This window comes from Streptomyces sp. NPDC046203 (assembly GCF_040646255.1).
Lineage (GTDB): Bacteria > Actinomycetota > Actinomycetes > Streptomycetales > Streptomycetaceae > Streptomyces.
The window spans coordinates 175,121-196,241 of record NZ_JBEYZX010000009.1 but is presented as its reverse complement, the minus strand read 5'-3'; the positions used below and the strand labels follow the sequence as shown (position 1 = coordinate 196,241).

Annotated in this window: 19 protein-coding genes; 6 read left to right on the top strand and 13 right to left on the bottom strand. The window is 70.7% G+C overall.

The annotated features are described in order from the left end of the window. Positions 1-9: 9 nt before the first annotated feature. Positions 10-555 carry a MarR family winged helix-turn-helix transcriptional regulator gene (locus tag ABZ990_RS10925; RefSeq protein WP_361228600.1) on the bottom strand — a complete coding sequence of 182 codons (546 nt, stop codon included), beginning with the start codon at positions 553-555 and terminating at the stop codon, positions 10-12. A gap of 237 nt (positions 556-792) precedes the next feature. Here ABZ990_RS10925 and ABZ990_RS10920 point away from each other — a divergent pair, with 237 nt between their 5' ends. Further along, on the top strand, positions 793-2,343 hold the full coding sequence (locus ABZ990_RS10920) for an IPT/TIG domain-containing protein (protein ID WP_361228597.1): 1,551 nt from the start codon (positions 793-795) through the stop codon (positions 2,341-2,343). Positions 2,344-2,459: 116 nt separating this feature from the next. Here ABZ990_RS10920 and ABZ990_RS10915 read toward each other — a convergent pair whose 3' ends face one another. After that, positions 2,460-3,170, bottom strand: coding sequence for a chitinase (locus tag ABZ990_RS10915; RefSeq protein WP_361228595.1), 711 nt, complete (start codon positions 3,168-3,170; stop codon positions 2,460-2,462). A 174-nt stretch (positions 3,171-3,344) separates the two neighbouring features. Next, complete coding sequence (locus ABZ990_RS10910; protein WP_361228592.1) at positions 3,345-3,854, bottom strand: pyridoxamine 5'-phosphate oxidase family protein; 510 nt, start codon at positions 3,852-3,854, stop codon at positions 3,345-3,347. A 130-nt stretch (positions 3,855-3,984) separates the two neighbouring features. Here ABZ990_RS10910 and ABZ990_RS10905 point away from each other — a divergent pair, with 130 nt between their 5' ends. Beyond that, on the top strand, positions 3,985-4,359 hold the full coding sequence (locus tag ABZ990_RS10905; RefSeq protein WP_361228589.1) for an aldo/keto reductase: 375 nt from the start codon (positions 3,985-3,987) through the stop codon (positions 4,357-4,359). Between the two features lie 66 nt (positions 4,360-4,425). Here the strand turns inward: ABZ990_RS10905 and ABZ990_RS10900 are convergent, their stop codons facing one another. Next, complete coding sequence (locus ABZ990_RS10900; protein WP_361228586.1) at positions 4,426-5,145, bottom strand: VWA domain-containing protein; 720 nt, start codon at positions 5,143-5,145, stop codon at positions 4,426-4,428. Between the two features lie 157 nt (positions 5,146-5,302). Here ABZ990_RS10900 and ABZ990_RS10895 point away from each other — a divergent pair, with 157 nt between their 5' ends. Next, positions 5,303-6,652 carry an MFS transporter gene (locus ABZ990_RS10895; protein ID WP_361228583.1) on the top strand — a complete coding sequence of 450 codons (1,350 nt, stop codon included), beginning with the start codon at positions 5,303-5,305 and terminating at the stop codon, positions 6,650-6,652. A 56-nt stretch (positions 6,653-6,708) separates the two neighbouring features. Here the strand turns inward: ABZ990_RS10895 and ABZ990_RS10890 are convergent, their stop codons facing one another. The 4 genes from ABZ990_RS10890 to ABZ990_RS10875 form a co-directional block, all read right to left on the bottom strand. Next, positions 6,709-7,014: a DUF397 domain-containing protein gene (locus tag ABZ990_RS10890; RefSeq protein WP_361228581.1), complete on the bottom strand. Its 306-nt coding sequence runs from the start codon at positions 7,012-7,014 to the stop codon at positions 6,709-6,711. A 130-nt stretch (positions 7,015-7,144) separates the two neighbouring features. Then, positions 7,145-7,480: a hypothetical protein gene (locus ABZ990_RS10885; protein WP_361228578.1), complete on the bottom strand. Its 336-nt coding sequence runs from the start codon at positions 7,478-7,480 to the stop codon at positions 7,145-7,147. Between the two features lie 174 nt (positions 7,481-7,654). Next, on the bottom strand, positions 7,655-7,861 hold the full coding sequence (locus ABZ990_RS10880; protein WP_361228575.1) for a DUF397 domain-containing protein: 207 nt from the start codon (positions 7,859-7,861) through the stop codon (positions 7,655-7,657). Further along, positions 7,858-8,697: a helix-turn-helix transcriptional regulator gene (locus ABZ990_RS10875; RefSeq protein WP_361228572.1), complete on the bottom strand. Its 840-nt coding sequence runs from the start codon at positions 8,695-8,697 to the stop codon at positions 7,858-7,860. Before ABZ990_RS10875 ends, ABZ990_RS10880 begins: the two co-directional genes overlap by 4 nt. A gap of 96 nt (positions 8,698-8,793) precedes the next feature. Here ABZ990_RS10875 and ABZ990_RS10870 point away from each other — a divergent pair, with 96 nt between their 5' ends. After that, positions 8,794-9,051: a hypothetical protein gene (locus ABZ990_RS10870; protein WP_361228570.1), complete on the top strand. Its 258-nt coding sequence runs from the start codon at positions 8,794-8,796 to the stop codon at positions 9,049-9,051. A 548-nt stretch (positions 9,052-9,599) separates the two neighbouring features. After that, positions 9,600-10,547: a class I SAM-dependent methyltransferase gene (locus ABZ990_RS10865; protein WP_361228567.1), complete on the top strand. Its 948-nt coding sequence runs from the start codon at positions 9,600-9,602 to the stop codon at positions 10,545-10,547. A gap of 195 nt (positions 10,548-10,742) precedes the next feature. On the opposite strand, the gene ABZ990_RS10860 is transcribed toward ABZ990_RS10865, so the two are convergent. The 3 genes from ABZ990_RS10860 to ABZ990_RS10850 form a co-directional block, all read right to left on the bottom strand. Then, complete coding sequence (locus ABZ990_RS10860) at positions 10,743-11,387, bottom strand: hypothetical protein (RefSeq protein ID WP_361228564.1); 645 nt, start codon at positions 11,385-11,387, stop codon at positions 10,743-10,745. A gap of 93 nt (positions 11,388-11,480) precedes the next feature. Further along, positions 11,481-11,873: a VOC family protein gene (locus ABZ990_RS10855; protein ID WP_361228561.1), complete on the bottom strand. Its 393-nt coding sequence runs from the start codon at positions 11,871-11,873 to the stop codon at positions 11,481-11,483. 93 nt (positions 11,874-11,966) lie between these two features. Further along, a complete protein-coding gene (locus ABZ990_RS10850) occupies positions 11,967-12,953 on the bottom strand; it encodes a hypothetical protein (protein ID WP_361228558.1) in 987 nt (328 codons plus the stop codon). A 194-nt stretch (positions 12,954-13,147) separates the two neighbouring features. Between ABZ990_RS10850 and ABZ990_RS10845 the strand changes: the two genes are divergently transcribed. Beyond that, entirely contained in the window at positions 13,148-14,182 is a 1,035-nt protein-coding gene (locus ABZ990_RS10845) for a hypothetical protein (protein WP_361228555.1), read from the top strand. A 261-nt stretch (positions 14,183-14,443) separates the two neighbouring features. Here the strand turns inward: ABZ990_RS10845 and ABZ990_RS10840 are convergent, their stop codons facing one another. Together ABZ990_RS10840 and gltB are read right to left on the bottom strand one after the other, a co-directional pair. Continuing rightward, a complete protein-coding gene (locus ABZ990_RS10840; protein ID WP_361228553.1) occupies positions 14,444-15,904 on the bottom strand; it encodes a glutamate synthase subunit beta in 1,461 nt (486 codons plus the stop codon). Further along, positions 15,897-20,546: a glutamate synthase large subunit gene (gene gltB, locus ABZ990_RS10835; RefSeq protein ID WP_361228550.1), complete on the bottom strand. Its 4,650-nt coding sequence runs from the start codon at positions 20,544-20,546 to the stop codon at positions 15,897-15,899. The genes ABZ990_RS10840 and gltB overlap by 8 nt, the downstream gene beginning before the upstream one ends. Positions 20,547-21,121: the final 575 nt, after the last annotated feature.

Sequence of the window (21,121 nt, the reverse complement as noted above, 5' to 3'; positions counted from 1 at the left end):
GCTCCCGGCTCAGCCCTCGGCCGTGTGGGCCTCGACGTTGGCGATCATCCGGCGCAGCACCTTGAGCGCGGCCACGTACTCCTCGTCGCTGACGCCCTCGTGGACCACGGCGCGCAGCTCGGTCGCCAGTTCGCGCACCCGGACCCGGGCCGCTTCCCCCGCCTCGGTGAGGTGCAAGCGCTGCCCGGCGCCGGACGACTCCGACTGCTCGGACTGCTCCGGCCCCTCCGCCCGCAGCCAGGCACGGTGGATCAGCTGGTCCACGACCCGGCCGATGTCGTGCGGTCCGTCGGCGAGCGGGGTCAGCGCGGCGACGGTCTCCTCGCGGCTCGGCGCCTCGGGCCGGTACTTCACATGGTTGAGCACCCAGTACTGCGGCTGTGTCGCGTCGATCCTGGCCATCGCGTCCCGCAGGTGGCGGGTGACGGCGGCATGAGCGAGGCCCGCCCAGTAGCCGACGGGCTGGGTGGCGAGCATGTCGTCGGCCGCGACCGGATCCGCCGGCGCCTGGTCGGTGGAGGGCGTGTCCGTGCGTAAACCCGTCGTCGATTCCATGACGGTGACGCTACCTTCGGCCCGCTCCGGTGATCAACGCCCCCGGAACGGCCCCCCGCCAACTGCCCCACCGACGTCCCACCGACCACCCCGCCATCCGCCCCACCGGCCTCCCGATCGGCCGCCCGCGTGACGCCCGGCGCCGTCCGGCCACCGGTCCCCTCCCCCGGGCCCGCCGCGCCCTAGATTGCGCACGACCCGCCCGGTCAGGTCGGGCACGAGGCGAGGGAGTGGTGGATGTCGGCCCAGCAGATCACACCGGCGACGAAGCAGGTGGCGATGACCCTCGCCGCGATCGCGGCGACCGCCGCCACCCCCCGCCCCTCGGGCGAGTCGGTCGCCGAGCAGTGCGCCCGGATGATCCTCGGCATCAATCAGCAGCTCACCGTCCCCCTGCTCGCCACCCAGGGCGGCTGGAGCCTGGTGTGGGCGGCGCTGAGCGAGGACAACGCGAACATGGCGTACCTGGCCAAGACCAACGACCGCTTCAACCAGTTCGCCGTGGTGCTGCGCGGCACGGTCGCCAGCAGTGTGACCGATCTGCTGGAGGACCTGGACGTCGGCACGGTGGTCCCGTTCACCGCCCTCCGTACGTCGTCGAACACGGCACCGCCGTACGTGTCCAAGGGCGCGATGGAGGCGTTCTGCCAGATCATGGCGATGAGCACGCAGGGAATCACCCTGGTGCAGGCCCTCGCCGGCGCCCTCGCCTCCGCCCCGCCGAACCCGACGGTCCTGGTGACCGGCCACAGCCTCGGCGGCTGTCTGGCCACCATGGTCGCCCCATATCTGCGGACGCTGACCTGGCCCGGCTCCTCCGCCCCCGCCTTCGGGCTCTACACCTTCGCCGCCCCGACCGCCGGCGGCCCGGACTTCGCCAAGTACGTCTCGTCCGGTCCGTCCTGGGTGGTCAACGAGCGGTACGTCAACAACTACGACGTAGTGCCGCTGGCCTGGACGAGCGTCGACACGGCCAAGAGCTGGTACCCGGACGGCGGGCCGGCGGCGGACTTCGACACCAAGGCGGTCATCTCGGCGATCGCGGGGCTCCCCGGCCCGAACAAGTACGCCCAGCCCGGCCCCGCCATCCCGCTCAACCCGAACTACGACACCAGGAACACGGCCGTGATGCGGAAGTCCGTCCAGGACTTCATGGCCCAGGCCGCCTACCAGCACTCGAACGACGTCTATCTCCGGCTGCTCCAGGCGCCCGCCGTCCTCCCCGGCCCCGTGGTCACCGGGATCGAGCCGAACGCCGGGCAGGCCGGTTTCCAGGTCACCGTCTCCGGCAGCGGCTTCACCGGGGGTGTCGCGGTCGACTTTGGCCCGGTCGCGTACACGGGCCCGATCATCGTCGAGGACGACTCCACGATCACCGTCTGGGCCCCTCCCGGCATCGGGGTGGTCGACGTACGGGTCACCACCCGCCTCGGCACCTCCCCCGCCGTGCCGACCGCCCAGTTCGCGTACGACGGCCCGCCGCCCGTCCTCGTCACCGGCATCAACCCGACGCGCGGCAAGAGCGGCACCCAAGTCACCATCAGCGGCGTCAACTTCACCGCCGACGCCACGGTCTCCTTCGGCAGCGTGCAGGCCACCGGCGCCCTGGTCGCGCCACCCAGCACCATCACCGTGAACGCGCCGTCCGGGGTCACCGGCCCGGACAAGCCGTCGACCGTCAATGTCACCGTCCTGTCGAACGGCTACTCGTCGCCGTCGGGCCCGGCGGACGAGTACTCCTACCCGGATCTGGCGTCGGACGAGGAGCGACGTCCGGAGGAGCAGTGACGGAGGGGGATGAAACGGAGGGGCATGAAGGGGGTGAAGGGGGTGAAGGGGGGAGAGACGGAAAGGGGAGGGACGTCGGCGGACCGGCCGGCGTCCCTCCCCTTCTCACGCGGGCCTCAGCAGGACAGGTTGCCGCCGGCGTCGGTGCCCAGGATGCCGACGAACTTCTTGTAGAGGTTGATGCGGGAGTCACGCTGGCCCGGGTTCTTCCCGTCGCACTCCAGCGCGCCGTTGATGCTGCGGATGGTCTCGCCGAAGCCCTTGTTGTTGGCCATGGCGTCGTGCGGGGTCATCCGCCCGGCGCCGCTCTGGGTGTTCCAGAACCAGAGCCCGGTCTTCCAGGAGACGGCCGCGTCCTTCTCCACCTTGTACGGGTCGTGGAGCAGGTCGATGCCGAGGGCGTCGCCCGCGGCCTTGTAGTTGTAGTTCCAGCTCAGCTGGAGCGGTCCGCGCCCGTAGTACGCGGACTGCCCGGCCGGGCAGCCGAACGACTGCGACGGGTCGCAGTAGTGCGAGTAGTTGGCGGTGTTCTGCTCGACGATGTACTTCAGCCCGCCGGTCTCGTGGCTGACGTTGGCGAGGAAGGCCGCCGCCTCGCGCTTCTTGGTGGTGTCGTTGCCGCTGTTGGCGAACTTCGGGTACGCGCCCAGGGCCTTGATCAGCCCCTGATACGTGTAGAAGGAGTTCCGGCCCGGGAACATCTGGTTGAACTGGGACTCGCTGACCACGAACGACGCGGCGGAGGCCGGTGCCGTCTGGCCGGCCACGGTGAGAGTGCTCAGTACGGCGGCGGAGGCCGCCAGGGACAGGACGCGGGCAAGTTTCATCGTTCCTCGGATTCCCTTCGGCGCGATGGCGGTTCGGGGGTGAAGCGCCGAGGGGATCCTGGTTGGCGCATCCGGGATTCATGTCACATGAAGCGTTGAATCGCCCTTTCAGGGGACAATCGCGTCAATGATCTGACGGTCATTCGACAGGACGAGTGCCCGCCGCGCCCCTCACTACGCGTCCTCGCGCGGCGGGCTGTCGTCGTTGCCGCGGCGCAGGACCCGGGTGCGGCGGCCCGGGTTCCAGACCTGGAAGACGATCTCCTCGCCCTCGACGCGGGTGCGCACCACCTCGGCCGGTTCGGCCCGGAAGAGATGCAGCGGCTCCGGCGCCCCGGACTCCCCCACGTACCAGGCGATCCGCTCCGGGTCGGTGATCTCGACCGCCCGCCCGGACACCCGGACGTCCCCGCCGCCCATGTCCGTGCCGTCCCCGGGGTTCGCGAGCAGCGCGAAGCGCGGATCGCGCCGCAGGTCGCGCGCCTTGAGCGAGTTCACCATCATCCCGAGCCACAGCTCCCCGTCCCGGAAGTCGGCCTCGATGCCGCTGAGCCGGGGCGAGCCGTCCGCGCGGAGGGTGGCGAGGACGTGGTGGGTGTACTGCCCGAAGCGCTCGCGCACGGTGGCGGCGAGCCCGGGGTCGGCCGCCTCGAAGGCGGACCAGCTGATTCCGGTGTCTTCCATACGTTCAGGAAACACGGGAATCCCGACACCCTCCGTCGGGATTGCGCGGACTGTACGAGCGACGTCACCCGGTGGGGGCCGCCGGAGCCATGGGGGCTGCGGGGGTCGCGGGGGTCGCGGGCTCTCGGAGGTGACCGTCGCGGAGCCGGCGGAGGCGGAGCGGACCGTGTCGGTCGGCGCCGTGCAGAACCTCTACAACCTGGCCGCCCGTGACCACGACCCGGTCCTCGACCACACGGCGGAACGCGGCATCGCGTTCGTGCCGTACTTCCCCATCGCCATGGGCGAGCACGCCGGCCCCGACAGCCCGGTGGCGCGGATCGCGCGGGAGATCGGCGCGACGCCCGCGCAGACGGCGCCGGCCTGGCTGCTGCGTCGCGGCCCGCACGTGGTGCCGATCCCGGGCACCACCTCGGAGCGGCACTTGAAGGAGAACATGGCCGCGCTCGAAGTCCGGCTCACCGACGAGCAGTTCGCCCGGCTGGACGCGGGCGATGCGGTCTGACCCGTCGACATGGTCAGGACAGCCGGGGCAGCCGGGACACCCCGGGCCTGTGATCAACCGGGGCGGTCAGGGCCGGACGATGCCCTGGGCCCGGGCGGCGGCGAGCCATACGGGGAACTCGGCGACGAGACGGTCGTACAGCTCCTCGTCCGGCATCCGGCGCGGGTCCTTCCCGGCGTGGAAGAAACCGGCGTTGTCGACCAACCGCTTCTCCGGCACCGGCAGTTCGTCCAGCTTGCGCAGGAAGTCGAGCTGCCGGCTCGCCGGGTCGCCGAACCCGATGAACTGCCAGAACATCGGCAGCCGTGCCGCCTTGCACAGATACCGCTCGGCGGCGGGCCTGCTGGTCGGCCCGCCGTCGGTCTGGAAGACGACGAGCGCGGGCGCGGTCGCCCCGCTGTCGAGGTAGTGGTCGATGACCGCGTCCATCGCCACGTGGTAGCTGGTCCGGCCCATGTGGCCGAGTCCGGCCACGATCCGCTCGATCCGCCCCTCGTGGTCGTCGAGCGCGATCTCCGTCTGGGCGTCGATGTCCGTGGAGAAGAACACCACCGGCACCTGTCCGTCGTCGTCGAGGTGCGCGGAGAGCCCGAGGACGCGGTCGGCGAGGGCCTGCACGGTGCCGTCGGCGTAGTACGGGCGCATGGAGCCGGAGTAGTCGACGACGAGGTAGACGGCGGCCCGCTGCCCCTCCATCCCGTGCCTGCGGAGCGAGTCCCCCGCCTTCTTGTACAGGCTGACCAGCGCGGGCGCGCGCTCCTCGACCTTGCGCAGACTCAGGACCACGACCGGGCCCTCCTCCCTCTCGCGTACCGTCCGCCGACCGTCCGCCGAGCGTACGGGACCGGCCGACGGGAGCGCGCGGCCGTGGCATCCATCGGACTCCGCCGCACCGACCATGGGCACAACAGCCCTGCTCCGGGCCCTTGTTAGCCTCACCGCTATGACAACACGGGGGTTCGGCATACGGGGTGGCCGGGGCGCGCGGACGGCCGGGAGCGCGGACGCGGGTCCGCAACGCGCGCTGATCGTGGCCAGTTTCATCAACCGGGTGGGCAACGGCCTCTTCAACACCGCCTCGATCCTCTACTTCACCTTCGTGGTCCATCTCCCCGCCACCCAGGTCGGGTTGGGCCTGACGATCGCCGGTCTTCTCGGCCTGGCGGCCGGGATTCCGGCGGGCAATCTGGCCGACCGGTACGGCCCCCGCACCATCTGGCTGACGGCCTTCGCCATCCAGGCCGTCGCGATGACGGCCTTCGTCTTCATCGACAGCTGGCTCGTCTTCACCCTGGTCGCCACCGTGGACCGGCTGGCCGCCTCGGCCGGCGGCGCCGCGGGCGGCGCGGTCATCGCGCAGGCGAGCGGCGCACGCCCCGCCGCCTTCCGCGCCAAGCTCCGTACGTACGTCAACCTCGGCGTCGTCCTCGGCACCCTGGGCGCGGCGGTCGCCATCCAGCTCGACACCCGCCCCGCGTACACCGCGCTGATCCTCGCGAACGCCGCCAGCTTCGCCCTCGCCGGGCTGGTCGCGTTCCTCGGCGTCCCGAACTACCGGCCGCTGCCGCAGCCCAAGGGGCACCGGCAGTGGGCCGTCCTCGCCGACCGGCCGTACGTGTCCTTCGTCGCCCTCTACAGCGCCATGGGCTTGCAGTACCAGACCGTGTCCCTGCTCCTGCCGATCTGGCTCACCGCCCACACCGACGCGCCGCGCTGGACGGTGGCGGCGGTCTACGCGGTCAACAACGGCGTGTGCCTGCTGCTCCAGAGCAAACTCGGCTCCAAGGTGGAGACCCCGCGCCAGGGCGGCCGCGCCTTCCGCCTCGCCGGGATCCTGTTCCTGGTGAGCTGCCCGCTGATGGCGCTGTCCGCCGACGTGCCGTCGTGGATGGCGCTCGTGCTCGCGCTCCTCGCCGTGGTGATCCACAGCATCGGCGAGGTGTACGAGTCCTCGGGCGGCTGGACGCTCGCCTTCAGCCTGGCCCCGGACCACGCCCAGGGGCAGTACCAGGGTTTCTTCGGCACCGGCTTCAACGCGGGCCAGGCCCTCGCCCCCGCGTTCCTCACCGGCGTGGTCCTCGCGCTCGGCCACCCGGGCTGGATCCTCCTCGCGGTGCTCTTCGCGGGCGTGGGCGCGGCGGGCCCGCCGGTGGCCGCCTGGGCGGAACGGACCCGACCGGGGCAGACGGACGCGGGAGCGGGTGAAGGGGCGGGAGCGGGCGCGGAGGGGTCCGGGGAGGGGGCTGGGGAGGGTCGGCAGGGTGAGTCGTCGCTGACGGAGGCGGACCGCTGACCCGCTCCCGGTTCGGGGGGCGGGTCAGCGGTCGTACGGGTGGTCAGGCGATACGGTCAGGCGCCGAGCCGACCGCCCTTGACGCCCGCGACGAACGACGAGAACGCGACGGCGGAGACGCAGAGGGACGGCCCGTCGGGCACCTTGGAGTCACGGAGATGGGCGGCGGCGAGGTGGGAGGAGACTTCGACGCAGTCGCCCCCGTTGGAGCTGTACGAGGACTTGAACCAGTCGGCGGCAACTTCCACGCAGTTGCTGGTGGCAGTGCTGTAGGAGGACTTGACCCATTCGGCAGCGACCTCGACGCATTCACTGGTCGTGCCGCTGTAGGAGGACTTGAACCAACGCAGGGACTCGGTCATCGGGGATGCCCTTTCGAACCTGTGCGGGACACGGATTCAGCCTGGACCGATGCTAGTGGCGGGAGGCGGGGGTGGTCACGGGGTAGCGGGCGGCCATGGCCTGATGCCGGACCCGGCGCCCCGAGCCGCCTCACTCACCGGTCTGCGTATGCGCCGGTCCCGAGTCGTAGCGGTCGAGGAACTCGTGCGCCGGGAGGTCGAGGGCATGCAACTGGGAGAAGACCTCGGTACCCGCGCCCACTTCCTCGTCGCCGTCGTCGGAGATCCGGTACGCCTGCACCAGGTCGAGAACGTCGAGACCGTTCTCCCCTGCGTACGTGGCCGACTCCCGCTCGGCCAGTTCGACGGCCTCGTCGAGAGACCAGGCCCGGAACAGCACGACCCGTTCCTCGTAGGGCTGGTTCTCCCAGGTCGGCCATCTGTAGAACGTCCTGGCGCTGAACCACGCCTTCGGCTCCCGCGTCATCGCCCCTCCACCATCCCCTTGCCCCGAGCCATCATCGTCGCCGCCCGGGCGGTCACTCCAGGCCCGCGAGAGGCCAGTGTGCCAAGAGGGTTATAGCCAGGGATTCTTCTCGGATTTCCAAGAGGAAGCCCTGCCCGCCCCAGAGTGGGGCGAGGCAGGGCTGGGTGTTGCCGGTTACGCGCCGAGCCGGCCGTCCTTGACGCCCGCGACGAACGACGAGAAGGCGACGGCGGAGACGCTGAACGACGGCCCGTCGGAGACCTTCGAGTCACGGACGGGGACAGTGCCGCGCGAGGCGACGAGGTTGGTGGCGACCTCGACGCAGTCACTGGTGGCGCTGCTGTAGGAGGACTTGAACCATCGAGGGGATGCGGTCGTCACAAGGTGCCCTTTCGTACCTGCTCGATCATGGCCACGGAGTCTGCCTGCGAAAGGCATTCAGCCTGAAGCTGATGGTAGGCCGTCAGGATCGGTGTGACCGACGCGATTTCCCGGTCAACAAACCCCTGAGCATGGGATTCCGTGTACGAGACCATCGACCGGTCCGGCAGCGTCAGCAGGTTGACCGGGAGGTCAAACGCTCGCCGCTCGCCCAGCGCGTAGGGAGCTATCTGGAGCACGCTGTTGGACTTCTGAGCGAACTCGATCAGGCTCCGCAGTTGCGCATCCATGACCTCCGGGCCACCGACGGGGCGACGGATGCAGCTCTCGTCCATCACCACGAGCAGCATGGGCGGACTTTCCCTCGTCAGCCCCTCCTGCCGCGAGGCAAGGAGCGCAAGGCCCTCGTCCTCTTGCTGCTGGGTTAGGGAGCCTCGGTGCACACGACCGCTGGCCAGCACCCGGGCGTACTCCGGGGTCTGCAACAGTCCCGGAACAACCCCGATCTGGAACAACCGGATCTCCACGGCGCGCGCCTCGTATCCGACGTACTCCGGGAAGCCCTCCAGCAGCATGCCGTGCCGCATCTCGTGCCACGACCGTTCAAACGAATCGGCCGTGTTCGTGGTGCCGCAGACCTGATCCGCCTTCCGCGCAAATGGAAGGGTTGGCGGTTTGCGCGCAGTTTCGACGGCGGAGATGTGCTGACTGGAACACCCGATCCGTTCGGACAGGTCTTCCTGCTTCCAGCCCCGACTTTCCCGCACTCTGCGCAGTTGTGCGCCGAAAGCGGCCCGGGGGCTGCTCTCCGGCTGCAATTCCTTGAGATTGGCCACAACTCGTCCTTCGGTTCTCGCCAGTTGAAGGCGCTTCCGACTCTAAGCCAATCTGGCGACGCCTCGTAGTGAATCCACTACAGAAAGGAACGGGTGATGGCCGAACACACGCCCCAAACAAGCCCACAGCCTGCGACGATGCCCCCCGTCGGCTCCTACATGGTCGATACCCGCATGGCGACAACTCGCCCCGGCCGGGTGATGGATTACGAAAACGGCCTCGTCGTCCTGCGCCCTGTGACCGGCGGAACCGAATGGACCGCCCCCACCACCGATCTCCGCCCGCCCACCGCCACCGAAGCCGAACGCATCCGCGTCCTCACCACCCCCGTCCCCCCGGTAGTGAAACCGTGACCGGCCGAATAGAGCTCGCCACCGACCACGGACTCCGACGCCACCCCCAGCCCTCCCCCGGCTGCACGGTCTGCGCCCTCCTCGTCGCATGGTTCACCCACTACACGACGACCGGACCCCACCGCGACGAATCCGCCGCAGTCGACTGCGCCGTCGAAATCCGCAACCACCCCCACGACCCACCCAAAATGACCCTCAAACGCTCCTTACCCCCGACCCCCCACACGACCCACTGATGTGGCGCACCACCGCAGCCGTCCTCGCCACCGCAGCCTGGATCATCCTCCTCACCACACTCATCACACACCCATAGAACCCCCGCCCCGCCCGGCCTCCACCCCAGGCGGGGCGGGCCACATCCACCCCCGGCCAGGAACACGGCGGCGCGACGGGCGGCGCGGTTCCCGATGAACGTTCATTACCAGGGTTTCTCCTATGAGTTGTTGCATGCGGCGGATGTGCCACCTAGGTTCGTTCGCAGGCTATGAAGTCCCTGTGCAGAGAGGCTGTGCGGCGGACCGAGTCATGTTTCGGAGGATGACCGCTCCATGTCCCAAGATTCCGCCGCCGCGCTGACGGCACCCACCCGGCTTGAAGACGTCAAGGGGTGGTTCTGGGCCGTCGACCAACTGCTCTTCGACTGGTTCCTGAAGAAGCAGAACGACGACTCCGACACGCGTGGCGACCTTCTGGAGATGGGCGCCTACATGGGTAAGAGCGCCATTCTCATAGGGTCGTACCTCCAGTCCGGCGAACGGTTCACGGTGTGCGACCTCTTCGACGCGCCCGCGCCGGACGCGTCGAACCTGGTGGAGATGGAGACCTCGTACTCCACCCTCACGCGTCGCGCCTTCGAGGCCAACTACCTCGCGTTCCACGACGAGTTGCCGACCATCGTCATGGCGCCGACCTCGGTCGTGACCGACGAGGTGAAGGCGGACAGCTGCCGGTTCATCCACATCGACGCCTCGCACCTGTACGAGCACGTGCACGGTGACATCGCCGCCTCCCGCGCGGTGGCGACGGAGGGCGCCGTGGTCGTCTTCGACGACTACCGCTCCGAGCACTGCCCGGGCGTGGCGGCGGCCGTCTGGGGTGCCGTGGCCCGTGACGGTCTTCAGGTGATCTGTGTGACCGGTTCCAAGCTGTACGCCACGTGGAGCGACGCGGAGCCGCTGCGTGAGGAGATGCTGGCCTGGCTGGCGACCCGCGAGGACCTGTGGCACGGCGTGGAGGAGGTCGCCGGCGCGCCGCTGATACGCATAGGCGGCAAGCGCGCCATAGCCCCGGCGCTGCCGCAGTCCCGCTACAAGGCCCCGGAGCCGGCCCCGGCCCCCGTCGCCCCGAAGCCCACCCCCGCGCCCGCCCCGAAGCCGGCGCCCAAGCCCGCCGTGGCCGCCGCGCGCCGTCCGCAGTCCAAGGTCAGGAAGCTGGCCAAGGACGTGCTGCCGCCCATCGTCACCCGCGCGATCGTCGCCCAGCGCCGTTCCCGCTGACGCGCCCGCCCCATCTGCCCCACTCGCCCCGCCGAAGCCGCCGAAGCCGCCGAAGCCGCCGCACGCCCGTACCCCTGAGGGTCCGGCCGTCCGGCGGCTTCGCGCCTGGCACCGGAGAGATCAAGTACTCGCCCTCACCCGACCACCTCCGAGAGGAGGTCGGGTGAGAGGGTCAGGGCTGCCCGGACGCGGCGATCACGCCGGTTCCAGCAGGACCGCCGGAAGGGTGCCGTCGACGATCGCTGTGCGCGGGAGCGAGAGGCCGAAGAACTCCTCCACCACACCGAGCGCGATACGGTGCGCTTCTCTTCCGCCCAATTCCGGGTCGGGGAGACCAGCCTCGGTCAGCCGCTGCTGGAGACGGGCGGCAGTGCCGGGGTCGCCGTCCACTCCCTGGTAGCCCCAGGAGGCGTCGAGATGCAGATTGCAGGCGCTGAGGAGTCGGCCATCACGGTAGTAGGCGAACTGTGGCGGGACCGGCTTGCCGTTCTCCTCCTCGTACTCCAGGAGGCAGACGTCCGCGCCGTCGCGTGAGACCGCGTCCAGGTCTCCGAACTCTCCGGGCCAGCCGCCGTACGCGACCGCGTACGTCCAGTGCTCCGCGCGGCCGAGGCGCAGCCCGATGCCGTCCCAGTAGTCACCGTAGGTGTCCTCCAGGAGCTCCAGGAGAGACTCGCTGGTGTGCTCGCCGGCCTGCTCGACGACGCGCTCTCCGTAGCGCATCGCCACCGAGAGACGGCCGGCGAGTTCCTCCGGGGAGAGTCCTTTGGCGAGCACCACGCTGTAGCCGCCGTACGCGATGCATCGAGGGGCCGCAAGCCAGGCAATTCCGTCTGTCATACGACCATCCTGACCGACCCCTCTGACAACGCGGCTCGGCCCGACCGCCTTGGCGGTCGGGCCGAGCCGATGGTGCCTCCGGGGCCGCGTGAGCTACTCGGCGGGCCGCTGCGTGGCCTCGTGCTCGGCTTGGCTGCGCTCGACGCAGAATTCATTACCTTCAGGGTCCGTGAGGACGGCCCAGCCCGTGCCGTCCGGGCGGCGGCGGTCGTCGACGAGGGTGGCGCCGAGGGCGATGACGCGTTCCACCTCCTCGTCGCGGGTGCGGTCCAGGGGGCGGAGGTCCAGGTGGATACGGTTCTTCACCGTCTTGCCCTCCGGGACCTGGAGGAAGAGGAGGCTGGCGCCGGGCGAGTCCACCACGGCCTCGGGGTCGCCGGGCTTGTCGTCGTCGGCGAGCTTGGCGTCGAGGACCCGGGCCCAGAAGGAGGCCAGGGCGTAGGCGTCGGAACAATCGATGGTGACGTGTCGTACGAGAGAAGACATGGGGTCACTATCTCGGTCCGACAAGCCCCCGGCCACTCCTTATCGAACGCGGGATCGACCGCCATCCGCCCGCAGCCGGGTTCCCCGACTCCCCTACCACGCCTGGTTCGAGGGCGGCGAGGACGGCCTCGGCGGAACCGGCGGCGTCCGGTGTCCCGTCGCGTAGGGGTTGCCGGCCGGGGGCATGTGGCCCTGCGGCGCCGCGTACGGATTCCCGTACGGGTTCCCGGCCGGCGGGCCGTCCTGGTGCGGCAGGTGGGCGTGCCCGGACGGGGGCGCCGGGTGGTCGCCCAGGCGGATGCCGAGGCGGCTGCGGAGGCGCTTCATCTCCAGCAGGGAGATCGCCGTGACCGTGACCGGCGCGCCCAGGATGAAGACGATGCCCATGGTGAGGCTGAGGCCGTGCAGGTCGCCGCCGACCAGGTCCGGGATCGCCACCAGCCAGGTCGTCACGGTGGCGAGCAGCGGGGGCAGGCAGCGGTGTACGGCCGCCGTGCCGAAGAAGTTTCCGGACACGTGCACGGTGCCGATGGCCACGAACGCGGTGAGCCACAGCCCCAGCAGGAAGCACAGCAGCGTCATGAGGAGGCCATTGCCCAGCCCCATCCGCCAGGTCGTCACCATCAGCACGACCGAGCCGATGAAGAGCAGCAGCAGCTTGAGCGAGTTGAAGAGCGGGGTGCGCAGGTGGCGGCCGACGGCGCCGGCGCGGCGCCGCCACACGAGGAGCATCACGCCGACCGTCAGCGGGGTCAGCACGAGCAGGACGAGACTGGCCGTCAGCACGTTCTCCAGCATCTCGTCGAAGGCGAAGCCGCCCTGCACGAAGGTGTAGACGCCGACCGCCGTGATCGCGCCGACGATGACCCGGGCGCGCTTGAGGCTCTCCACGGTGGGGTCGACGCCCTCGGGCACCCATGCGGGGTGGAAGACCGCCCTCGCCACGGTCTTGGGGTTACGGAGCGACGCCACGTCCAGCCGCTCGCTGAGCCACCGCCCCCGCCCCGGCGCCCGCCCCTGCCCCTGCCCCTGTTCTCCCGTCTGCACGTACGTGAACCGGTGCTCGTGCCCGTCGTTCAACTCGCCGTCCCCCATCCCTCGGCCCGTCAAGATCGTCGGCGAGTCTACAAAAGAGGCCACCGCCCACTCTTTGGCCCCCTTCCCCCAGCTCAGCGCCCGAATGACACTGGGACGAAAGGGACTTGCCGACCCGGGCGCCCGCTCGCGCGCGAACCCGGGAGACGGTCCGCCGCGCGCCCCGTACCGTCGTGGTCATGGCCTTCCACACGCCGTATCGCCCCCTCGACGTCACCGTCCCCTTTCCCGAGCTGATCCCGTGGGCCCGCACCGGCACGCGGCTGCACCCCCGGCCCGGCGCGCCGACCGCCGGGGAGAGTTCGGTGGGCGGTCCGCTGCTGTGGCCGGCGGGCGAGGCGTGGCCGGGGTGCGCGGAGCACGAGCGGGTGTACGGGATGTCGCCGGAGCGGGTGCGGCGCCACCGGCGGATCCTGCGGGAGGTCCGGCAGCGGCCGCGTACGGCGGACGGGCAGCCCGCCTACACCGCCGAGGAGCAGGTCGAACTCGACGAGCTGACGCGCGCCGAGGGGCGGCCGGACCGTCGCGACGGCGGGCCGCTGCCGCTGCTCGCTCTGGCCCAGTTGTACGTACGGGACGTCCCGGATCTGGCGCCGTTCGCCCCGCCCGGGACGGATCTGCTCCAGGTGCTGTGGTGTCCCTTCTCCGAGCACGAGGACGGGCCGTTCGCCCACCGGTGCCCGTACACCCGGCTCTTCTGGCGACGGGCGGCGGACGTGACGGAACCGCTCGCCGTCATGCCCGAGCCGGGCGTCGTGGGCCGCGAGTACTACGTGCCGGAGCCCTGCGTCCTGCATCCCGAGCAAGTGACCGAGTACCCGTACGCCGACTATCTGCCCGCCGGACTCGTCGCGCGCATCGACGCCTGGGAGGACGAACTCATCGTGCGGATGGGCGACTTGGCACCCGGCTACCAGTACGACCTGTCCCTCGCGCCCGGTTGGAAGGCCGGCGGGTGGGAGTCGTGGCACAAGACCGATCTGGTCCGGGTGTTCTGTGACGTCTGCGGAACGGAGATGCGGGTGCTGCTGACCATAGACACGTACGAGAAGAACCGGCCGGACTGTAGTTGGGAGCCGTTCGACCTGCCGTTCGACCTGCCGTTCGACCGGCTGAACGGGGCGACGGGGATCAAGGTCGGACGAGACGGCGAGTACCGCGCCTTCGTCTGCCCCACCGACCCGGCCCACCCACACCGGATGCGCCTCCAGTAGCCCACACCGGGCCGCCCCCACCCCGCCCCGCCCAGAACAGTCCGCGCCCCCTCCCGCCCGCACCCGGAAACCGACAGCGACCGTACGCGCCGCCGTCGGCCGCGCGCCGCACCCACCACGGACCTTCGCGCACCCGCACCACGAGCGCCGCGGCGCCCACCCAGGTCGTCCTTGGTCGGGGACAGTTCGGGCGAGCGCCGCGCTCAGTTCCGCACGTCGTTGTACGGGACGATTCAGGGGCCCCGGGTCCGGGGCGGTGGGTCAGACCGTCAGCGCGCGATCCGTGGGGCGGATCGGGGCCGGCAGGGAGCTGGCTCCGGTCAGGTGCCGGTCGACCGCGCGGGCGGCGGAACGGCCCTCGGCGATGGCCCATACGATGAGCGACTGGCCGCGGCCGGCGTCGCCGGCGACGAAGACGCCATCGACGTTGGTGGCGAAGTCCTTGTCACGAGCGATGTTACCGCGTGCGTCAAGGTCGAGACCCAGCTGGGCGACGAGTCCGTTGGCGGTGTCCGTGCCGGTGAAGCCCATCGCGAGGGTGACGAGCTGGGCGGGGATCCGCCGCTCGGTGCCGGGCTTCTGGACCAGCTTGCCGTCCGTGAACTCGACCTCGACCAGGTGCAGGAACCGCACATTGCCGTCCTCGTCACCCTCGAAGTGGGTGGTGGAGACGGAGTAGACCCGCTCGCCACCCTCCTCGTGGGCCGAGGTGACCTTGTAGAGCATGGGGAAGGTCGGCCACGGCTGGCCCTCGCTGCGCTCCTCGCCCGGCCGGGGCATGATCTCCAGCTGGGTGACGGAGGCCGCGCCCTGGCGGTGGGCGGTGCCGACGCAGTCGGCGCCGGTGTCGCCGCCGCCGATGACGACGACGTGCTTGCCCTCGGCGGACAGGGGGGTGGTGACGTAGTCGCCCTCCTGCACCTTGTTGGCGAGCGGCAGGTACTCCATCGCCTGGTACACACCGCGCAGTTCGCGTCCCGGGACGGGCAGGTCGCGGGCGGTGGTGGCGCCGGCGGCGACCACGACGGCGTCGAAGCGCTTGCGCAGATCGGTGGCGGTGAGGTCGCGGCCGATCTCGATGCCGGTGCGGAACTTGGTGCCCTCCGCCCGCATTTGCTCGATGCGGCGGTTGATGTGCCGCTTCTCCATCTTGAACTCGGGGATGCCGTACCGCAGGAGACCGCCGACGCGGTCGGCCCGCTCGTACACGACGACCGTGTGCCCGGCCCGGGTGAGCTGCTGGGCGGCGGCGAGACCGGCCGGGCCGGAGCCGATGACGGCGACGGTCTTGCCGGACAGCCGCTCGGGCGCCTGCGGCCGTACGCCACCCGCGTCCCACGCCCGGTCGATGATGGAGACCTCGACGTTCTTGATGGTGACGGCCGGCTGGTTGATGCCGAGCACACAGGCCGCCTCGCAGGGGGCGGGGCACAACCGGCCGGTGAACTCCGGGAAGTTGTTGGTGGCGTGCAGCCGCTCGGAGGCGGCTTCCCAGTCCTCGCGGTAGGCGTAGTCGTTCCACTCGGGGATGAGGTTTCCGAGCGGACAGCCGTTGTGGCAGAACGGGATGCCGCAGTCCATGCAGCGGCCGGCCTGCTTGCCGATGATGGGCAGCAGGGAGCCGGGGACGTAGACCTCGTTCCAGTCCTTGACGCGGGTGGCCACCGGCCGGGTCGGGGCGACCTCGCGCCCGGTGGTCAGGAAGCCCTTGGGGTCAGCCATGGGTCGCCGCCTCCATCATCTTCTCGGTGGTCTCGGTCTCGGAGAGACCGGCCAGCTCGGCGGCGTCCTTGGCGGCGAGCACGGCCTTGTACGTGGTCGGGATGATCTTGCTGAAGCGGGTCGCGGCGGTGTCCCACTCGGCGAGCAGCTTCTCGGCGACCGTCGAGCCGGTCTCCTCGTGGTGACGGCGGACGATGTCGCGCAGCCGGTCGGTGTCGGCGGCGGACGGGGTCTCGACGGCGGCGAGGTTGCCGGGGTTGACGCGGCTCCGGTCGAGGTCGACGACGTAGGCGACGCCGCCGGACATGCCGGCCGCGAAGTTGCGGCCGGTCTCGCCGAGGACGACGGCCGTGCCGCCGGTCATGTACTCGCAGCCGTGGTCGCCGACGCCCTCGGACACCACCAGGGCACCGGAGTTGCGGACGCAGAAGCGTTCGCCGGTGCGGCCGCGCAGGAACATCTCGCCGCCGGTCGCGCCGTACGCGAGGGTGTTGCCCGCGATGGTGGAGTACTCGGCAAGGTGGTCGGCGCCCCGGTCCGGGCGGACCACGATCCGGCCGCCGGACAGGCCCTTGCCGACGTAGTCGTTGGCGTCGCCCTCCAGGCGCAGGGTGATGCCGGCGGGCAGGAAGGCGCCGAAGGACTGGCCGGCGGAGCCGGTGAAGGTGATGTCGATGGTGTCGTCGGGCAGGCCCGCGCCGCCGAACCGCTTGGTCACCTGGTGGCCGAGCATGGTGCCGACGGTCCGGTTGATGTTGCGGATGGCGATCTGGGCCCGGACGGGGGCGGCGCTCTCGGCGGAGGGCGCGTTCAGGGCCTCGGCGGCGAGTTCGATCAACTCGTTGTCGAGGGCCTTCTCCAGGCCGTGGTCCTGCGGGACGAGGGCATGGCGGACCGCGCCGTCGGGCAGGTCTGGGACGTGGAACAGCGGTTCCAGGTCGAGCCCTTGGGCCTTCCAGTGGGTCACGGCCCGGCTGGTGTCGAGGAGTTCGGCGTGGCCGACGGCCTCCTCCAGGGTGCGGAAGCCCAGTTCGGCGAGGATCTCGCGGACCTCTTCGGCGATGAACTCGAAGAAGTTGACGACGAATTCGGGCTTGCCGGCGAAGCGGTCGCGCAGCACCGGGTTCTGGGTGGCGATGCCGACCGGACAGGTGTCGAGGTGGCAGACGCGCATCATGACGCAGCCGGAGACGACGAGCGGCGCGGTGGCGAAGCCGAACTCCTCGGCGCCGAGGAGGGCGGCGATCACGACGTCGCGGCCGGTCTTCAGCTGGCCGTCGGTCTGGACGACGATCCGGTCGCGCAGACCGTTGAGCAGCAGCGTCTGCTGGGTCTCGGCGAGGCCGAGCTCCCAGGGGCCACCCGCGTGCTTCAGGGACGTCAGGGGCGAGGCGCCCGTACCGCCGTCGTGGCCGGAGACGAGGACGACGTCCGCGTGGGCCTTGGACACACCGGCGGCGACGGTGCCGACGCCGACCTCGGAGACCAGCTTCACATGGATGCGGGCCTCGGGGTTGGCGTTCTTGAGGTCGTGGATGAGCTGGGCGAGGTCTTCGATGGAGTAGATGTCGTGGTGCGGCGGCGGGGAGATCAGGCCGACGCCGGGGGTGGAGTGCCGGGTCTTCGCGACCCACGGGTAGACCTTGTGGCCGGGCAGCTGGCCGCCCTCGCCGGGCTTGGCGCCCTGGGCCATCTTGATCTGGATGTCGTCGGCGTGGACGAGGTACTCGCTGGTGACGCCGAAGCGGCCGGAGGCCACCTGCTTGATCGCGGAGCGGCGCTCCGGGTCGTACAGCCGGTCGGAGTCCTCGCCGCCCTCGCCGGTGTTCGACTTGCCGCCGAGCCGGTTCATGGCGATGGCGAGGGTCTCGTGGGCCTCGCGGGAGATGGAGCCGTACGACATGGCGCCGGTGGAGAAGCGGCGGACGATGTCGGCGGCCGGCTCGACCTCGTCGAGAGGGAGGGGAGTACGGCCTTCGGCGGCGAAGCCGAACAGGCCGCGGAGCGTCATCAGCCGCTCCGACTGCTCGTTGACCCGGTCGGTGTACTTCTTGAAGATGTCGTACCGCTTGGTGCGGGTGGCGTGCTGGAGCCGGAAGACGGTCTCCGGGTCGAACAGGTGCGGTTCGCCCTCGCGCCGCCACTGGTACTCGCCGCCGATCTCCAGGGCGCGGTGCGCCGGGGCGATGCCGGAGGCGGGGTACGCCTTGGCGTGGCGGGCGGCGACCTCCCGGGCGACGACGTCGATGCCGGCGCCGCCGATCTTGGTGGTGGTGCCGTTGAAGTACGTCTCGACGAAGGCGGTGTCGAGGCCGACGGCCTCGAAGACCTGGGCGCCCCGGTAGGAGGCGACCGTGGAGATGCCCATCTTGGACATGACCTTCAGGACACCCTTGCCGAGGGCGTAGATGAGATTGCGGATGGCCTGCTCGGGCTCGGTGTCCGTGATGAAGGTGCCGGCCCGGACCAGGTCCTCGACGGACTCCATGGCGAGGTACGGGTTGACGGCGGCGGCACCGTACCCGATGAGCAGGGCCACATGGTGGACCTCGCGGACGTCGCCGGCCTCGACGAGCAGCCCCACCTTGGTGCGCTGCTTGGTGCGGATGAGGTGGTGGTGCACGGCGGCGGTGAGCAGCAGCGAGGGGATCGGGGCCTGCTCGGCGTCGGAGTGCCGGTCGGACAGGACGACGAGGCGGGCGCCGGCGTCGATCGCCTCGTCGGCCTCGGCGCAGATGTCGCGGATCCGGGCGGCGAGCGCGTCGCCGCCGCCGGAGACCCGGTAGAGACCGGAGAGGGTGACGGCCTTCATGCCGGGCATGTCGCCGTCGGCGTTGATGTGGACGAGCTTGGCCAGCTCGTCGTTGTCGATGACCGGGAAGGGCAGGGTGACGCTGCGGCAGGACGCGGCGGTCGGGTCGAGCAGATTGCTGCCCGGGCCGAGCGAGGAGCGCAGCGAGGTGACCAGTTCTTCCCGGATGGCGTCCAGCGGCGGGTTGGTGACCTGCGCGAACAGCTGGGTGAAGTAGTCGAAGAGGAGACGCGGGCGCTCGGAGAGCGCGGCGATCGGCGAGTCCGTACCCATGGAGCCGATGGGTTCGGCGCCGGTGCGGGCCATCGGGGCGAGGATGACGCGCAGCTCTTCCTCGGTGTAGCCGAAGGTCTGCTGGCGGCGGGTGACCGAGGCGTGGGTGTGCACGATGTGCTCGCGCTCGGGGAGGTCGGAGAGCTCGATCTCGCCGGTCTCCAGCCACTGCTCGTACGGCCGTTCGGCGGCGAGACCGGCCTTGATCTCGTCGTCCTCGACGATGCGGTGCTCCGCGGTGTCGACGAGGAACATCCGGCCGGGCTGGAGGCGGCCCTTGCGGACGACCCGGGCCGGGTCGATGTCGAGGACGCCGACCTCGGAGGAGAGGACGACGAGACCGTCGTCGGTGACCCAGTAGCGACCGGGGCGCAGACCGTTGCGGTCGAGGACCGCGCCGACCTGGGTGCCGTCGGTGAAGGTGACGCAGGCGGGGCCGTCCCAGGGCTCCATCATCGTGGAGTGGTACTGGTAGAACGCGCGCCGGGCCGGGTCCATCGAGCCGTGGTTCTCCCACGCCTCGGGCACCATCATCAAGACGGCGTGGGGCAGCGAGCGGCCACCGAGGTGCAGCAGCTCCAGGACCTCGTCGAAGGAGGCGGAGTCGGAGGCGTCCGGGGTGCAGACCGGGAAGACGCGCTCGACGCCCCGGCCGTCCGGGCCGGTGCCGAAGACGTCGGAGGCGAGCTGCGCCTCGCGGGCGGTCATCCAGTTGCGGTTGCCCTTGACCGTGTTGATCTCGCCGTTGTGGGCGACGAAGCGGTACGGGTGGGCGAGCGGCCAGCTCGGGAAGGTGTTGGTGGAGAACCGCGAGTGGACCAGCGCGAGGGCGGTGGCGAAGCGGGGGTCGGACAGGTCCGGGAAGAAGGGCTCCAGCTGGCCGGTGGTCAGCATGCCCTTGTAGACGAGGGTGCGGGCGGAGAGCGACGGGAAGTACGTCCCGGTCTCGCGCTCGGCGCGCTTGCGCAGCACGAACGTCTTGCGGTCGAGGGCGATGCCGGTGGCGGGGCCCGCGGGGGTGCTGGTGGTGACGGTGGTGCCCGTGGTGGTGCCGGTGGTGCCCGTGGGGGTGCCGGTGCCGGTGGCGTCCGCGACGAAGAGCTGGCGGAAGACGGGCATGGTGGCGCGGGCGGAGGCGCCGAGCAGTTCGGGGGCGACGGGGACGTCGCGCCAGCCGAGGACGGTCAGGCCCTCCTCGGCGGCGATCGCCTCGATGCGGGCGGCGGCCGGGTCGGGGTCCTCGGCGGACAGGAAGGCGATGCCGACGGCGTACGCACCGGCCTCGGGCAGCTCGAATCCGGCGACCTCGCGGAGGAACGCGTCCGGGACCTGGAGCAGGATGCCGGCGCCGTCACCGGAGTCGGGCTCGGAGCCGGTCGCGCCGCGGTGTTCGAGATTGCGCAGGACGGTCAGCGCCTGCTCGACCAGCTCGTGGTCGGCCACACCGGTGAGGGTGGCCACGAACCCGACACCACAGGCGTCGTGTTCGTTGCGGGGGTCGTACAGCCCCTGGGGGGCGGGGCGACCGTCCAGGGGCGACCAGGCGTGGGTACGCATCGGCTCTCCCGTCGTCGTCGTGGCATATGCAGCAGCCGAGGGACGACGTTGGCCCTCCGCGAAAGTTCGTGCAGGTTACATGATGGCTTTCTTCTCGCCAGTCGGAAAGAAGATTCCACTATGCGGACATTGCAGGGGTGGGGCGAACAGGTTCGTTCCGGTCCCGCCCGTCCTGCGTGTCCTGTCCGCCTCGGATACGGCACATCGCGCGGGCACCGGACGGGGGCGCCACGGGGTCGCCGTGGGTTGTCCGCGGGGGTGCCCACAGGAGGTCGGGGATCGCGGGGATCCCCGGATGCCTGTCGGGGTCTGCTCAGGGGTCCGTCAGGGCGCCCGCGGGATGTCCGGGGCGTCTGCGGAGGGTGTCGCTGATTCTCGTTCGGCTCTCGCGGGCTTCCGCTGGAATGCCCGCCGGGGGACGGATTCGACGGTGGGGTCTCCATCGACCCGTCGCAGGGCGGGCGTCCTTGCCCGCGGCGCTTACGCCTCATGCCCAGTGGTCGAGCAATCGAAACCGCCGGGTAACCGGCTCGTTATGGGGCGCTGCGCATAGTCTCCCACCCGATCGGCGGATC